The sequence below is a fragment of the Undibacterium sp. Di27W genome (assembly GCF_049340345.1).
Taxonomy (GTDB): domain Bacteria; phylum Pseudomonadota; class Gammaproteobacteria; order Burkholderiales; family Burkholderiaceae_D; genus Undibacterium.
The window spans coordinates 92,717-110,178 of the sequence record NZ_JBMPOS010000001.1; the positions used below are offsets into that span (position 1 = coordinate 92,717).

A 17,462-nucleotide genomic window follows, 5' to 3' on the forward strand; every position below is an offset into this window, starting at 1 on the left:
ATTATGCCTATTAACGGACTTTATACTGCCGAAGAAGCTTCGATCGAACTGGCGCGAGGCGTGGCAAATGGGGAATATAAAACAGTCAGCAACTTATTTGATTTTCTAAAGAAAATTTCAGGCTCTGTCATATCCGGGAACAGTGAATCTACATATTTGCTTTATGGCGGGCTTTTACCAGACTCTGACAAGACGATGAGGTCCATCGCTTACACCGCTACTTTGGATTCGAGAGCTAATGCAGTTTATATTGGTGACAGCGAAATAGCAAAATTTATTGATAATCCTGATTCTGGATTTTTTAGCGCGATGAGAAGTGCCGTAGCTAAAGAACTGGTGAAGGAAATGACACAGGCTCAACTCGATGCACTGATAGTCTTACCTCCTGCAGACCAAAAGATTGCGATGGAGAAAATGATGCGTCGTAAAATGGAGTTCTATATGGCAGGAAAGGATGTTGACATACCCTTTCCAAATCGCGTTAGTTCAGATTCGGTATGGGATTATGCATCTAGAGCATACACTCGCGATGCTAAAGGTAACTATCTCTACATGGGCACTGGTGCTGACAAAACTAGTGTTTTCTATCAAAGCGAATTACCAGAGGTTTTAAAAAACACTGGTAAGACAATAAATCGTATAGAAGTGTCTGAGTTAAATAAATTACCTAATTTCTCAGATGTGAAGGACGTTGTTGTATCTCAAGCCAGAAAGGATGTTTTTTTAAGCGAACTTTCAATTGATAACTTAAAGAGGTTCATGAATTGGAGTGTTCAGGATGAAGCTTTTGCGATTCAAGATAAAGTAAAGTTTTCGGAATATTTAAAACAAGAGGCGAAATATTTAGCTGAACAAGGCGCATCTTCTGAGCTTCTAGCTGAAAAGAATTTCATAAAAATTGCTAAACAAAGTGGTAAGGCATCACTCGAAGCTATTGGATTGTTGGCCGGCGTTGCCGTACTGGGACTGGAGTCGCTTCAAATTGCTAAGGAAGCCGCAGAAGCTGATGAACGCGGTCAACATGACGTAGCCACTCGCATTCTGAGAGAGAAGAGCACTGTGCTTGGCGTAGAAATGGGAGTTGGTTTTCTTGCCTCCTCACTTGCGCTTGGCTTTGTTGAAGGGCTTGCTTTGGCGACGCCACTCGGAGCTGTTATTGGGTTTGGTGTTGTAATAGCAGCTGGTGCGGCGGCGGGCGGGATTGCAGGGAGTGTTGTTGATAAAATATTTACTAAAATGAATGGCGACTTACCAGTCTTTTCCAAAGAACAAGACTGGGATGTGACGACTTTCTCTAACGGAGCAATAGTCAAGTCAAAAAGCGGAGCTTCTGGAGTCGACACTATTTGGACCATACCGGATTTGACAACTGGCGGTACGCATGAGGTGCAATTAAATTCAGGCACAGGTGAGAGAACTACCTACGAGTTTTCAGGAAAGCCATGGGCGTCTGAGCCAGTACTTAAAAGAAATGTAACCTATGGAGAAAACCTTAATTTCAATGTCGTCACAACTTATACTGACAGGGAAACTGGTGAAAAAGTAGAATTGTTTCAAGTGAAACCGGCGTCTGATCTAAATGGGGCAGCTACCTATAGTAGGGAAGATCGTATCGCAAAAGACGGTACTTCTATCGTGAAGATTGTGTCTGATACCAACGTTTCACAAGCAAAATATGATAAAGACAATATAAAGATTGAAGGTAGTTGGCTTCACAAAGATACCGGTGAGCACGGTGGTTATAAACGAGATCTTGAAACAGGAACAGAAACTACAATTGTTCTCGACAAAAATAATAATGTCACGAGTCAGATAGTAGAGAGAAAAAATGGAAATGTCGAGACTACAACCGTTAACCCAGAAACTGGTTCAAGGACTGAAACGATTGTCTTTGCAGATAAAACTAAAGTAGAAAATTCTAAAGACTCTTATGGGAGTAAATTTTATAAGCGATATGATAAAGATGGGAAATTATTTGAATCTTCATCGACGCTTTGGGACGGCACCGAAAGTAGCGAAACTATCAGTCCCAAAGACGGTTCTATTCTAAGAAAATCCAAAGATCGAGATGGGAATACAACATATTTCTCGGATGACAAAAAAGGGGGAACGAGAGAGATTATTGTTGATAAAGATGGCGCACAGAAAAGCGAAAAATGGACTAATCCAGACGACAGTTATGGCAACATGAAATATATAGATGGTACAAAAACCATCTACAGTAATGATGGCCATGGAAGTGAACAAACTACCAAGGTTGCAAATGATGGTAGTACCATGACCGACTGGAAAAAGCATGACGGCAGCAAAGGAAATCTCTATCAAGGTGCCGACGGTGTCCAGGCTGGTACAACCATACTGACTGACGGCAGTAAACAAGTCTTCAGCAAAGACATTGACGGCGCCACTGAAACGACTTTCTATACCAACTGGGGGCAAAAGACTGCCCACACCTGGAAAGACCCAGATGGCAGTTACGGTCAAGAGACTTTTGATGGTAGCAAGTATGCGTCTGTCACCGTCAATGCAGATAAAAGCACCCGCACAATCAGTGATGATGGCAGGGGGAATATCACGGTCATAAAGCGTGATAGTCAAAACAACCCTCGAGAACTGTTCTGGTCGCAAGCAGATGGCAGTTTTGGAATTGAAAAAACGGATGTTAACAAGGTCAGTACCGGTATTGCTTTTGGTGTTGATGGTAATCACATGCGTTATGTCAATGATACGGTAAATGGAGCTAGCTCCAGTGTCATCTATGACAAAGTGGGTAATTTTGTCTCGTCAAATTATAATAAACCTGATGGTACAACTGGCGGGGTTTATATCAGTGATGGTAAACGTGACGATGGATCAACCGATGAGCGCAGTAAAGGTAATATCATCGAGTTTTCCTTAGGTGGTCGAAACGGTACAGAGAAACAAAATGTGACGACATATCAGAAAGATGGTGTGATCACCAATTTTACGGTGTACACCAATGGTACGCATAAAACTTCTACTGATGATGGAAACGGCACACGAACTGAAACCACCTTCGGTGAAGGTGGTTTAGGCATTACTTCGAATACGACAATCAAGTACAATCCGGATGGCAGTGGCACAGCCACTACCACAACTATAAATGGTACAACTGAGAAAACTCTCGGGCCTGGTGAAATCACGATTTTGTCCAAGCCAGATATGCGACCAGATACAGCCCCGGCGGTTGAAGCGCGTCCCCCTGATCTTGCTGTGTCAGTCTGGAATCCCAGCATCTCGACTGGTAAAACTTCGGACAATTTACCTAAAGAGAAACCTGAGAATGGTGGCCCGAATATTCCTTCTCAAGTGCTTCCGGGTAATGGTCTTATTCCAATTCCAAGTGACGTGACGCCGGGTGATGGTCATATTCCAATTCCAGGTGACGTGAAACCGGGTGATATTGTTAATACAGGAGGTAATGGTCACACTCGTCCTGATCCACAGGTTCGCATTGAAAGAAGAAGTGTTGGCATCGGGACGTCAACAAATTATAACAACGCAATCAAATGGCAGCGTCGTCGTGATCCATTGACTATCGATTTGAACGGCAATGGTCTTGACACGATTGGTGTTTCTCCAACAAATCCCATCTTGTTTGATCATGATGGTGACGGACTTAAAACTGCTACAGGCTGGGTTGCCTCTGACGATGGTTTCCTGGCGCTTGATCGTAATGGAAATGGCACGATTGACACAGGTGCGGAATTATTTGGCGATTCCACTCCTTTATATATTGGGGGTAAAGCCGTTGATGGTTTTGCCGCACTGGCTGATCAAGACAGCAATCATGATGGCAAGGTAGATAGTCAGGATACGCATTGGAGTGAACTGAGGGTCTGGCGTGACTTGAATCAAGATGGTTTGTCTCAGGTTGGTGAATTATTCTCACTTGATCAGGTTGGTATCGTCAGTTTCAATGTGGCAAAAACTTCTAATAGTGTATTCCTGGCGAATGGCAATCAAATTGCTGATTTGGGAACGTATACCAAGAAGGATGGTAATAAAGGTACTGTTGGCGAAGCTGGCCAGGTTGCAGACGTCAATCTGGCAGAAGACACCTTCCATAGTAAATTTACGGACCACATCGCCCTGGCATCAGGCGTCGACGTTTTGCCTGATATGCAGGGTTCTGGTCAAGTCAGAGATTTGAGAGAAGCTGCAAGTATGACTACTGTGGCTGGCCAAGCGCTTAAAAACAAACTCATCGCTTTTGCCAATGCAAAAACGCATGCAGAGCAACGTGCGATGCTGGATGACATTGTCGTTGCATGGGGCGCGACAAGCAGTATGGCAACGAGCCTGACTGCGAGTAAGGCAATGGGCGCAGGTGGATCAACAGCTGTCCAGAATTTTGCCAAAGCGCAGCCTGACGTTTTCAAACGAATTGATGCGCTTGAAAAATTTAACGGCACTAATTTCCTGGAGCGTAGAGTAGTTGTCGGCCCAGGAAACATTTCTACAGTGGAACTTGAAAGTGAGCGGTTAGCCGTTCTCGATTTCGCCTGGTTAAGCTTGCGTGACTCTGTGTACAGCAGTTTGTTATTGCAAACACGCTTCCAGGATTTGTTTGTTCAGATTGATCTGACAAATAATTCGGGCATGCGTTTAAACGACGCCAAGGCTAAAGCATACTTTGAAAAAATTACTGCGAATAATTCATTGGAGGGATTGGCTGACCTGATCGAATTCAATAAATATGTTGTACCGCTGCTCACATCCAGTAATTGGGATGGGCGACAGTTGATGGAGCAACTGATACGTACCACGCCTCTTAGCGCTGCTGCCACGGCGCTTTATCAGGAGCAAGGCATCATCACGACGCCAACGACGAGCAGCACTTATAGCGGCACTGTGTTGAATGACATTATTTTTGCCGAAACAAGATGGAGTCGCCTTGAGGGGAATGATGGCGACGACATGTTGTTTGGTGGCCCGGATAGTAGCGAATTGAAGGGCGGCGCTGGCAACGATTACTTGAGCGGTGGTGCCAGTGACGATTTGTTAACCGGTGGTTCTGGTAACGATATTTACGTTTGGGGGAAAGGTAGTGGCAACGATCTGATCATAAATGATGATGAAGCGAGTAATCGTTTGGATCGCATTTTGATTAAAGCTAATACCAATGTCAGTGATGTGGTTGTGCGTAATGATGGTTCAAGCGTTACCCTTAGTATTAAGGGGGGCACTGACAGCTTGAGGGTTTTTAATGGTTTTGATCAGAACGGTGTGAACCAGGCTGCCATGGTAAATGAAATCCGTTTTTCTGACGGTACGATCTGGGACAAGAAAAATATCGAAGCTGCTGCGATTTTGGGCACTGATCAGCAGGACTTTATCGTTGGATTTTCTACGAATGAATTGATCAATGGTGGAAGTGGTTACGACAGTATTTATGGTGCGGGCGGTAATGACACCATCAATGGTGACGCAGGCAACGATACCTTGGATGGTGGTGACGGAGACGATGTTCTTGATGGCGGAAGTGGCAACGACGTTCTTATGGGCGGCAGTGGCAATGATACATATGTCTGGGGTAAAGGCTATGGGGATGATGAAATTTATGAGCAAGATGCCTCAACAGAACGGAAGGATATTATAAAAATTGCGGAAGGTACAGCTCCTGGAGATGTCAGTATTACTCATAGTCTGGGTACATATCGAGGCGATCTGATACTCAAGATTAAATCTACCGGTGAAACGCTGAAGATATGGGATGCTATTAGTGCCAATAATGAGTTACGTACGACGGATGAAATTCATTTTTCAGATGGAACCATTTGGGACGCGAAAGCGATCTTGACGATAGCCGATACAGGGTCATCTCTCAAAGACGATATATTGGGCTTTAATGGGAATGACACTATCCATGCAGGCGCTGGCAATGACAGTATCTATAGTATGGCTGGAGATGATCTCATTTATGGCGAAGACGGCAACGATATTATTTTTGCTGGTGACGGCGATGATACGATCAACGGTGGCGCCGGTAATGACAGGATGGGAGGCGGAAAAGGTCATAACACCTATGTTTTTGATGCTGACTGGGGGCAGGACGTTATCGCATCTGAGCAACACTTGGAAACAGATGTTATCAAGTTCACCGAGGGGATCCGACCGTCTGAAATTAAACTGACCTTCCTGGGCGACCTAATGCTTTTTGAACAGCAAATATCTGGGAACCGGTTAGAAGTATATGCAAGCTCGAATACGGATGGTTTAGGAGGATTCGGCGTTCAGCAAGTCTTGTTTGCTGATGGCACAGTCTGGAATCTGGATGAAATCAGGCGGAAAGTATTAACCGGAACTGATGCCAATAACGAACTCTTTGGCACAGCTGCGAACGACCTGATTGATGGTGGCGCCGGTGACGATACATTGTACGGTGGGAGTGGCAACGACACACTGATTGGTGGATTAGGAAACGACATTTTACGCGGCGGAACAGGTAATGACATTTACCGTATAGGCCTTGGCCAGGGAAATGACTATATTTTCGAACGTGATGATGGCAATGTGGCAAACGGTAAAGACCAAATTGTTTTTGGTGAAGGGATCTCCCCAGGAGGTATCACGATTACACGTGTTCCCAGTGATGTTACGACTTCCCCGAATGGTATCAACATTGATGATTTACTCATTGAAATCAATGGGACTGATCAAAAAATCCGCATTGGTGATTTCTTTAGTACAACAGAAGATCTGGCAATTGAGAGTTTTGTTTTTGCTGACGGCACTGTATGGGATAGCAGTACGATCGCATCCAAAACAATCATTCAGGGCGGTTCGCCAAACGTCATGTCTGGTACGGCAGGTGACGACGTATTTGTTGTCGATCATCCTTTTGATCAGATTTTGGTTGGCGTGCCAGGAGGGAAAGATAAGGTACTTAGCTCAGTCTCTTACAAGTTGCCTGGTACAAGTGTCGATTCGTCGATTGTTCTGAACATGGAGCTGACAGGGACGGCAAATATCAACGCTACAGGAAATGCCAACAGTAATGTCATCAAGGGTAATAGTGGAAATAATATTCTTGATGGCGGCAATGGTCTCTCTGACACATTAATTGGAGGCGCTGGAAATGATACCTACATCGTACCAGGGCACTATGGCTATGATACGACAGATTACTTAAGGGACACTGTCATTGAAAATAGTGGGGAAGGAATCGACACTATAGTGACGACAGCTTATAACGCCACGCTACCAGACAATGTAGAGAACCTGACTGTTAAAACCAATGGCATTTTGTATACAAGATCAGTTTCGACGGCATCGTATATATATATCCCGGGTGTATTCCGAGGAAATGCGCTCGATAATGTTATCGACCTCTCTCAGACTACTGAAGGTGCGCCGCGGATTGATGGTGGTATTGGTGCCGATACCATGATAGGTGGTAAAGGCAATGATACGTTTGTTGTTGACAATGTTGGAGACGTGGTCATTGAGCGCAGTTCCGAGGCTTCCGCCAATTATGGAATCAAGGCTGCAGATACTGTCGAAGCCAGTGTTAGCTATACCTTGACTGCCAATGTGGAGAATCTCGTATTGACTGGCAATGCAGCTATCAATGGCACTGGCAATGAGCTGAATAATGTGCTGGATGGTAGTCAGAATAAGGCGGTCAATACACTGGCTGGAGGAAAGGGGGATGATGTCTATATCGTCGGAGATGGCGATCTCATACTTGAGAAGTCAGGCGAAGGTAATGATTCCGTCACTTTTGATGTCACCAAAACTGGCTCTTTCTCTTTGGAGAATTATCAAAATGTCGAGAATATTTTCCTGAGCGACCTCAATGGCGCATCTAATTTGAGTGGTGACGGTAATGATAATGTTATTACTGGCAATAAGAGCGATAACAGGCTTATTGGCGGCGGCGGGAATGACACTATTTATGATAATTCCAATAATGGATTGCGTCAGTTAGATTCATTTAAAGGCCCGGAAATCATTGCTGATGCGGACTTTTTGTCTGGCGGAGCTGGTAATGACAAACTTTATTCCTTTGGTGGAGCCGACACATTGGACGGTGGAGAGGGAGACGATATCCTCGTTGGCAACACTGGTAGCGACACCTATGTTTTTGGAGCAGGCTACGGCCACGATAAAATTACAGGTACAGGTGGAATCACAGGTAATGATGTTATCTCCCTGAAGGCAGATATTCATGGTAATGACCTGATTGTATCCCGCAACGGCAAGACTTTGCAGGTGCAGGTACGTGGAACGCAAGATGCATTTGATATTGAAAATTTCTTTGACAATGCAACTGAAACCACGAGTTCCAACAGTATCTCTCGCTTGCGGTTTGCCGATGGCAGTTATTGGAGTGTAGATACTCTGGTCACGCGCTTGCTGACCAATAGCTCTGATACTGCAAGCGGTGCTGCCGATGTTATGAATGGTACTGCAGGTAACGACATTATTAATGGTACCTCAGGTAATGACGTTATTGATGGCAAGGGTGGCAATGATGTCTTGAGAGGTGATGCCGGTAATGATCAATTAATTGATGGCGAAGGCGATGATTTATTGTTTGGTGGCGAAGGCAATGACACCCTGACTGCAGGTGCGGGCAACGACACCTTAATTGGTGGTGAAGGCGGTGATACTTACAGATTTTCGCGCGGATTTGGGATGGATGTTGTGGAAGAAGCAGGTACAACTTCCAGCACTGAAATTGACGTTATTGAATTTGGTCCTGACATTTTTACCAGCGATGTGACTGTAGAAAAAGATCCTCAGACAAATCAGTTGATATTAAAAATCGATGGTACAAACGACCAGATCACATTGCGTGAACATTATGAAAATAGCTGGAATGCGACATATTCTGGCGGTGTTGAATTAGTGAAGTTTGCAGATGGGACTACATGGACAGCGGAAGAAGTCTTGCTTCGTTCTGCTACCCCAGTAACACCTGTTGATAACAACGCTATCAAATTTGACCCGGCATTTGAACAAGTTTCATGGACGCTATTTAACCCTGCAATAAAAGCTTTTAATGCAGAGCCATCCGATGTTAAATCTGTTTTCTATGCGAACGACAACTTTATTTCTGGATCAAATATCGCTGGCGGTGCTGGCAATGACATTTTACTTGGGACTTATCAAAGCGATGAAATAAAAGGTGGTAACGGAAATGATTTCATGAACGGCGGTGCCATGGGCGATCAGTATCGCCTGTCTGGCGCCGACACAGGAATTGATATTATTTTCGATTCAGGTATTGCCGAAGGTAGCAGATTTGGGTTCCCGGCAGAAGGTTTCTTCTGGGTAGATATCGATCAAAGCACTTTGCCGCAGGATAAAGTTATCTTTGATGCGAGCATTAAACTTGCTGATTTGCATTTCTCCTGGGGCAAACTTGATGCGGATACTGTGCATCAAACCTTGGATATTACCTGGGGTGAAAACAAGGGTGTAAGAATCGCTTTAGCCAACGAACAGGATAAACTTGGATTTGGCATCGAAACTTTTGAATTTGCAGATGGTGGTAAGCTAAGCTTGAATCAGATGATCGCGCGTGCACCAGCAAGGCCGGGGCTTGGTACTAATACGGGCCCAGTTGCAGTAGGCTCTATCGCCCTTCAAAAAGTTACCGAAAACAAAGACTTCAGTTTTACTTTATCTGATGGCCTCTTCAGAGATACGGATACTGGTGATACCCTGACGTATAACGTCAACCTTGCCAGTGGCGATGTTCTGCCAGCCTGGCTCAAGTTTGATCAAAAAACTGGCAAGCTCAGCGGCACGCCTGGGCATGCAGACATTGGTGATTTGGCGCTGCGCATAACAGCTAAGGATGGTGGTCAACTATCAGCAGCCCTTGACTTTAGTCTGAGCGTGACAGCGTCTGCAGCGGTTAATACTGCACCTGAACTGAAAGCCAGCCTGGCAGATCAGACACTGACTGAAAAGAAAGCATTTAGCCTGATCATACAAGATACTCTCTTTGCTGATGCAGACCAAGGCGATGTGCTCGCTTACAGTGTGACCCTGGCAGACGGCAAGGCTTTACCATCCTGGTTGGTGTTTGATGCTGAAACCAAAACCTTGAGCGGCACGCCGGATCATGCTGCAGTCGGCGATCTGGCATTGTCGGTTTCGGTCAAGGACAAAGGCGGCCTCACTGCAAAAACGGCCTTGAATTTGCATGTGGCAAACTACGTTGTACCAAATACCGCACCGGTCGCCACAAAGACTCTGGCAGATCAGAGCCTGGCAGAAAAAGCAGCCTTCAGCTTTGCTATACCTGCAGGCACCTTTACCGATGCTGACGCAGGTGATGTATTGACCTACAGCGTGACCCTGGCAGACGGCAAGGCTTTACCATCCTGGTTGACGTTTGATGCGGTAAGCAAAACCCTGAGTGGCACGCCGGATCATGCTGCGGTCGGTGATCTGGCATTGTCGGTCTCGGTTAAGGATAAAGGTGGCCTCACTGCAAAAACAGCCTTGAATTTGCATGTGGCAAACTACGTTGCACCAAATACCGCACCGGTCGCTGCAAAAACTCTGACAGACCAGAATCTGACAGAAAAAGCAGCCTTCAGCTTCGCTGTACCTGCAGGCACCTTTACCGATGCTGACGCAGGTGATGTATTGACCTACAGCGTGACCCTGGCAGATGGCAAGCCTTTGCCTGCATGGCTGACATTTAATGCCACGACCAAGACCCTGAGTGGTACGCCAGATCATGCCGCTGTGGGGGACTTGTCTTTGTCCATCTCGGTCAAGGACAAGGGCGGTCTGACAGCCAAGACAGGATTGAACTTGCATGTGACAGGATACGTCGCACCAAACACTGCGCCAGTGGCTGCCAAGGTATTGGCCGACCAGACTTTGACTGAGAAAGCCGCATTCAGCTTTGCTTTGCCAGCAGGGTCTTTCACTGATGCTGATGCGGGTGATGTCTTGACTTACAGCGCGACCATGGCAGATGGCAAGCCTTTGCCAGCCTGGCTGGTATTTGACGCTCAGACTAAAACACTGAGCGGCACGCCAGATCATGCTGCCGTGGGGGACCTGGCTGTCTCTATCTCTGCCAAAGACAAGGGCGGTTTACTGGCCAGCAGCAAGCTGGTCTTGCATATTGCCAGTGCTGCTACTGGTGGCCTCACCGGTACAGATGCTGCTGATGTCTTAACCGGCACGGCGGCTGCCGATGTTATGAATGGTGGTGCCGGTGCGGATACGCTGTCCGGCGGTGCCGGTAATGACAGCCTGACAGGTGGCACAGGCAATGATGTCTTGAATGGTGATGCAGGGGACGATCATTATTACTATGCCCAGGGTGATGGGCTGGACCTCATCACGGATACCTCGGGCGTGGATACGCTGCACTTTGGCGCTGGTCTGAGTCTGGACAACCTGATAGCCTCGGTTGCAACGGTAGGTAACAAGAAGTTTGCCCAGGTACGCGCAATTACTGCAGATGGTGACGCCAGTCAGGGTCTGGACTTTGAAGTCACCCTTGATGCGCAAGGCAAGGTAGTGTCGCCTATCGAGAAATTCATGCTCTCTGACGGCAAGCAAGTGAGCTGGGATGATTTGCTGGTCAAGCAAGTCACTGTCAATGGTGGTAACGCTGCTGAAGTAGTGCGTGGTGGGCGTAACGACGATACCATTTTTGGTGTTGACGGCAATGACACTCTCTACGGTGGCTATGGCAACGACAAGCTTGATGGTGGCAATGGTGATGACGTCGCCTACGGCGGTGTCGGCAATGACCGTTTGTACGGCCAAAGTGGTAACGACGTTTTGTACGGCGAAGATGGCGATGACTTGCTCGACGGCAGCAGCGGTAACGATACCCTCGACGGTGGCAATGGCAACGATACCCTGGATGGTGGCGATGGCATAGACATCCTGTATGGCCGCGCTGGCGACGACAAACTCACCGGTAGCAATGGCAATGACATGCTGGACGGCGGTGACGGTAACGACAATCTCGATGGCGGCGATCAGGATGACACCCTGTACGGCGGCAACGGCGACGACATCATCAGCGCTGGTTATGGCAATGACTATGTGGATGGCGGCAATGGCGTCGATACGATCACCCTGGCCAATGGCAACGACGTTGCTCAGGGCGGTGCTGGCAATGACAGCATCACTGGCGACTATGGCAATAAGCTGGTCGACGGTGGTGATGGCGACGACACTATTACCATGAATGTGGGCAACCACTGGTATGCTGGTGGCAAAGGCAATGACACGATAGACCCTGGCCAGGGTTTGAATGTGTTTGCCTTTAATCGTGGTGACGGTGCTGACATCTACAAGAACAACAAGGTCAACGGCAATACCATTTCGTTGGGCAAGGGTATCAAGTATGCTGACCTGTCACTGAGCAAATCCGGCATGGACCTGGTGCTGAAATTGGGCCAGGGTGACAGCATCACCTTGAAAGACTGGTATGCCAACCAGGGTTTGCGTGGGGTAGACCGCCTGCAATTCATCACCGAAGGTGGCGATTATGATGCAGCTTCGACTGACAAGACGAAGAATAGCAAGGTCGAAGTGTTTGACTTCAGCAAACTGGTGCAGAAGTTTGATGCCAGCCTGACGGCAACACCAAACCTGAATCAATGGGCTGTCATGACATCCATGCTGGATGCGCACTTGTATGGATCGAACACGGTGGCGATAGGTGGTGACCTCAGTTATCAATATGGTTTGAATGGTAATCTGACGGGCATAGGCCTTAGCGTAGTCCAGACCAGTCTGGCGGCCAACGACTTCAATAATAACAAGGGCCAGACTTTGCACACCAGGCCACAACTGGAAACGGGGGCTTTGTTATTGATGTGATGCGGATGTAATTTTTATGCAGGATGAAAGGCCAGTGCTCTGTCACTGGCCTTTCATGGGTGCGGCTTGCCTGTTTTGCTAACTTGTTTTTCAATTGTCTGCGCATTGGTTATAATCTGCGCATGCGTATTTCTCTCCGACCCCGGCACTTGACGATATGGCTTGCATGTCTTGCCTTGTTATTCAATGTGCTTAATGGTTTGCTGCCAGCCATGGCTGGCGGGATGAGTGTGGGCAAGACTATTGGTGATATTAGCAGCGTTGGCAACAAGCCAGGTGTGCTTGAGGTCTGTAGTGTTGAGGGTGTCAAACTGATCGATGCTGTGACTGGCAAGTTCATCAAACTGGTGCCTGGCAAGCCTGCGCAAGACCAGCAGCATATGGCTGTGCATTGTGCTTATTGCCTGCCGCATGCGGGGCATGATTTTGTCTTGCCTGGATCTGTCGCCAGCCTGCCGCAGCTGAACATGCCTGAGGCTGCACCCTTACTGTTTTATCAATCCCCACATACTTTATTTGCCTGGATTGCGGCACAGCCGCGCGGCCCGCCTGTCTATCTGGTTTGAATATCTTCCTGCTTTAGCTGTATGCATTTGTAGATGCTTGAGCGCTATTAATCCATCACCATCGATGATGGTGAATGAATAAAAGAAATCGAAATGAAACGTCGTTCTGTATTGACGCTGCTAGGCGGCTTGTCATTGCTGGCTTGCAGCCGCACGCCTGTCGCTTTCACCGGCATAGATATCACTGGTGCTCCTTATGCCAATGATTTTCATTTGCGCGGGCAAGATGGTAAGGAATATAGCCTGGCCAGTTTCAAGGACAAGTATGTGCTGGTGTTTTTTGGTTTTACCCAATGCCCGGATATTTGTCCTACCGCCCTGAGCCGTGCTGTGCACATACGCAAATTATTGGCTGACAAGGCTGAGCAATTGCAGGTGATTTTTATTACCATAGACCCGGAAAGAGATACCCCGGAATTGCTGAAACAATATATGCAAGCATTTGACCCCGGCTTTTTGGGCTTGTATGGGGACATGAAACAAACGCAGGAAGTGGCTGCCGCTTTCAGGGTGTTTTACCAGAAAGTACCCAGTGGCAGTTCTTATACCATGGATCATACCTCCATCAGCTACGTGTTTGATGCCAAGGGCAAGATACGCCTGGCTTTCAAGCATGAACAAACGGCAGAACAGTGCGCGGCAGATTTGCGTGCGCTGATGGCTGCATAAACCAGTAAATTATTTAAAGGATAAAAAATGACTACATTCAATAAAATCATGATGGCCCTGGCAGTGTCCGTATTGAGCATGTCTGCACAGGCCCAGGTCACGGTTAGCGATGCCTGGGTGCGTGCCACCGTGGCACAGCAAAAAGCCACTGGTGCCTTCATGCAAATCAAGTCTGCCAAGGATGCGCGTTTGCTGGAAGTGCGCTCGCCCGTGGCCGGTATTGCTGAAGTCCACAAAATGGAAATGGTCGACAATGTCATGAAAATGCGCGCCGTCGATGGCATGGACCTGCCCGCAGGCAAGGTAGTGGAACTCAAGCCAGGTGCCTATCATGTGATGCTGATGGACTTGAAAGGCCAGCTCAAGGATGGCGATGTCGTGCCGATTACCCTGGTTGTTGAAGGCAAGGACAAGAAGCGTGAAATCATAGAAATCAAGGCAACGGCCAAGCCCTTGAACCAGGCTGCGCAACACTGATGGGTGGCGCTATGAATAAAACCAGAATTGCCGCTGGCTTCAAGATATTGCAATGCTTTAATCTGGCGGCCATATGCGCACTGTCAGTGTGGCATGCCTATGCCTTTTATTTGCAGCAGGCCATCACATATGAAGCCAGGCCGCATGTCATGGAATGGCAGCCACTGCCTGGGCATCAACAAAACACATCGAGGATAATGACATGAAAAAATTACTGATATGCAGCCTTTTTGCCGCCGGGAATTTGCTGGTGCAAACAGCTTATGCCCATGTCACGCTGGAGCAGGCCACTGCCAATGCAGGGGCCTATCACAAACTGACATTCAAGATAGGCCATGGTTGCGAGGGCAGTGCTACTACGGCAGTCAAGGTCAGCATTCCTGAAAGCGTCAGCGGTGCCAAGCCCATGCCCAAGGCAGGGTGGAAAATCGATACCAGCATTTTGCCCTTGAGTGTGCCGTATAACTCGCATGGCAAAACCATCAGCCAGGATGTGCGGGAAGTGAGCTGGACTGGCGGCCCTTTGCCAGATGCGCATTATGATGAGTTTGCCATACAGGTGAAATTGCCTGAGAAGGCTGGCAAGGTGTATTTCAAGGTCACGCAGTTGTGTGAAAAAGGCAGGCTGGACTGGGTAGAAATCCCGGCAGATGGCCAGGCTGGCAAGAGCTTGAAAGCACCCGCACCTGTGCTGGACGTATTGGAGAAAGCAGAAGCGGCACATCAGCATTGATGCCTTGGCATGTCAAAATAAACCCCTTGCGCAAACTCTTGTACAAGGGATTTATTTTGCATGATGCCTATATTTTGTAGGAGCGGCTTCAGCCGCGATTAGCTGATACTGCTGGGAAAGCCGGATCCGGCAAAATGGTTCGCGACTGAAGTCGCTCCTACTTATTCTGGAAGTTTTTCGTGACTTTTAATTTAAACAGTGTCTTATTCAGCCGCGAATATTTTTTCTATCGGTAGCTGGAATAATTTGGCAATGCTGAAAGCCAATGGCAGGCTGGGGTCGTAACGGCCAGTTTCTATCGCATTCACAGTCTGGCGAGATACTTCCAGCAAGTCCGCCAACTGGGCCTGGCTCCAGTCGTGCTGGCTGCGCAATTCTCTGACGATATTTTTCATTGCGATTTCTCTTTCCAGCTACGCAGGCAAGTGATCACACCCCAGGACCCCATGACCAGAGACCAGGTGACAAACATGCTGAGTTTGGGGAAACCGGTGGTTTCCATGAAGCCGTAGCTGAGAGAGAAAGCGGCGGTCACCGCCGCTGCCATGCCGAGGTTTTCCAATGACCAGAGCCGTACATATTCATCCATGCGCTGGAATTGCCTGACTATGCTCCAGACCATCAATAAGGCTGGCAAGATGGGGCTGGCAATGATGGCGCTGCGGGCAGGGCTGGCGACCATAGGGTCAGCGATGTAGTTGCTGCCGAATACAAACAGGCAATACATTGCCAGTGCCGCAAAAAGTTCACGTAAATAAATAGCTTGGGCTTGTTTCTCACGCATTATCTTCTCCAGAGGGTAGTCGTTAGAAAGAGTAAAGTTTGCTTTACATGCATGCGCATAAAAAATACCTGGAAGACTAATCCTGATTTTTTTCAGGACAGGGAGCAAGTCTTGCCCAGGCAGTTTCATCCCGAGAGATGTAAAGCATGCTTGTCATCATAGATCAAAGAATAAATATGTCAAGTACGCTTTACATTCATGCCGGGATTTTTATCTGACTGTGATTTTGTGACGGAGAAATAAAAAGGCTGGCAGAAAATCATTCTGCAAGCCTGGCTGCTGGTTTCCGTTGGGCTCAATGGCCCAGACATTACAAGATATTCAAAGTCACTTCGATATTGCCGCGTGTTGCATTGGAATAAGGGCAGACTTCATGTGCCTTGTGTACCAGTGCTTCTGCCGCCGCACTATCCATGCCTGGCAGGCTGACGTTCAACGTCACAGCCAGACCAAAGCCGCCTTTACCATTCGGGCCTATGCCTACCAGGCCATTGACAGAGACGTCAGCAGGCAGGGCGATTTTGCCAGCAGCGGCAACAAATTTCATCGCACCGATAAAGCAGGCAGAGTAACCGGCAGCAAACAATTGCTCAGGATTGGTGCCTTCACCACCAGCGCCACCGAGTTCTTTTGGTGTCGTCAGTTTGACTTCAAGTTGATTGTCGCTGGAAACGGCGCGGCCATCACGACCGCCGGTTGCTGTTGCATTTGCTGTGTAAAGTACTTGCATGGTGAACTCCTGATTTAAATTGACTGGTTGTTTAGGTTCGACTGCTGAGTCGATGGATGAACTATAGCGAACAATTTAATTGTGTGCAATCTAAATTACGATTGTCTTTTTCTATCATCGCGATAGCATTAGCAAGCCAGATTAGTTCAAATGAGAGAAAATGTTAAGGATTTATTAATTTAAGGATGTAGTAATTTAAGGATTTAATAATTCATTCCGCAAATCATTGAGCTGGCTGCGCAATTGCATCAGGGTTTCCTTGCTTTGCCCACTGGCGCAGAGAATTTTTTGTGGGATGTCGAGGGCGGCATTACGCAAATCCTTGCCTGCCGGAGTCAGCGTGATCCTCACCTGGCGTTCATCGCTTTCGTCGCGATGGCGCTCCAGCAGTCCATTCGCTTCCAGTCGTTTCAGCAAGGGCGTCAGGGTGCCAGAATCCAGGAACAGGGCATGGCCTATATCTTTGACCAGCACATTATCCTGTTCCCACAAGACCAGCATGACCAGATATTGCGGATAAGTCAGGCCCAGGGCATCGAGCATGGGCTTGTAAGCCTTGGTCAGCGCCAGGGATGATGAATACAGCGCAAAGCAGAATTGATTTTCCAGTGCCAGCATATTGATGGGTGTTTCTGCGGGTGTTTTCATTTTGGCACTCTG

10 protein-coding genes are annotated in these 17,462 nt (G+C 47.5%); 6 read left to right on the forward strand and 4 right to left on the reverse strand.

Features of this window, described 5'->3' with window-relative positions; genetic code table 11:
• Nucleotides 1–3 precede the first annotated feature (3 nt).
• The 6 genes from ACO0LF_RS00365 (at nt 4) to ACO0LF_RS00390 (ending at nt 15,288) form a co-directional block, all read left to right on the forward strand.
• On the forward strand, nt 4–12,843 hold the full coding sequence (locus tag ACO0LF_RS00365; RefSeq protein WP_423010869.1) for a putative Ig domain-containing protein: 12,840 nt from the start codon (nt 4–6) through the stop codon (nt 12,841–12,843).
• Nucleotides 12,844–12,965: 122 nt separating this feature from the next.
• Entirely contained in the window at nt 12,966–13,409 is a 444-nt protein-coding gene (locus tag ACO0LF_RS00370; RefSeq protein WP_423010871.1) for a DUF2946 domain-containing protein, read from the forward strand.
• 93 nt (nt 13,410–13,502) lie between these two features.
• Complete coding sequence (locus ACO0LF_RS00375; protein WP_423010872.1) at nt 13,503–14,078, forward strand: SCO family protein; 576 nt, start codon at nt 13,503–13,505, stop codon at nt 14,076–14,078.
• 27 nt (nt 14,079–14,105) lie between these two features.
• Nucleotides 14,106–14,555 carry a copper chaperone PCu(A)C gene (locus ACO0LF_RS00380; protein WP_423010874.1) on the forward strand — a complete coding sequence of 150 codons (450 nt, stop codon included), beginning with the start codon at nt 14,106–14,108 and terminating at the stop codon, nt 14,553–14,555.
• An 11-nt stretch (nt 14,556–14,566) separates the two neighbouring features.
• The gene (locus ACO0LF_RS00385; protein ID WP_423010876.1) at nt 14,567–14,761 is read left to right on the forward strand and encodes a hypothetical protein; all 195 of its coding nucleotides are present in this window, start codon (nt 14,567–14,569) and stop codon (nt 14,759–14,761) included.
• Nucleotides 14,758–15,288: a YcnI family protein gene (locus tag ACO0LF_RS00390; RefSeq protein ID WP_423010878.1), complete on the forward strand. Its 531-nt coding sequence runs from the start codon at nt 14,758–14,760 to the stop codon at nt 15,286–15,288. The genes ACO0LF_RS00385 and ACO0LF_RS00390 overlap by 4 nt, the downstream gene beginning before the upstream one ends.
• Nucleotides 15,289–15,491: 203 nt before the next feature.
• On the opposite strand, the gene ACO0LF_RS00395 is transcribed toward ACO0LF_RS00390, so the two are convergent.
• The 4 genes from ACO0LF_RS00395 to ACO0LF_RS00410 form a co-directional block, all read right to left on the reverse strand.
• Nucleotides 15,492–15,683 (reverse strand): helix-turn-helix transcriptional regulator, encoded by a 192-nt coding sequence (locus ACO0LF_RS00395; RefSeq protein WP_423010880.1) that lies wholly within the window; start codon nt 15,681–15,683, stop codon nt 15,492–15,494.
• On the reverse strand, nt 15,680–16,072 hold the full coding sequence (locus ACO0LF_RS00400; protein WP_423010882.1) for a hypothetical protein: 393 nt from the start codon (nt 16,070–16,072) through the stop codon (nt 15,680–15,682). Before ACO0LF_RS00400 ends, ACO0LF_RS00395 begins: the two co-directional genes overlap by 4 nt.
• A gap of 310 nt (nt 16,073–16,382) precedes the next feature.
• Complete coding sequence (locus ACO0LF_RS00405; protein WP_423010884.1) at nt 16,383–16,802, reverse strand: organic hydroperoxide resistance protein; 420 nt, start codon at nt 16,800–16,802, stop codon at nt 16,383–16,385.
• Nucleotides 16,803–16,997: 195 nt separating this feature from the next.
• Nucleotides 16,998–17,450, reverse strand: a complete 453-nt coding sequence (locus tag ACO0LF_RS00410; protein ID WP_423010886.1) for a MarR family winged helix-turn-helix transcriptional regulator — start codon at nt 17,448–17,450, stop codon at nt 16,998–17,000.
• Nucleotides 17,451–17,462 lie beyond the last annotated feature (12 nt).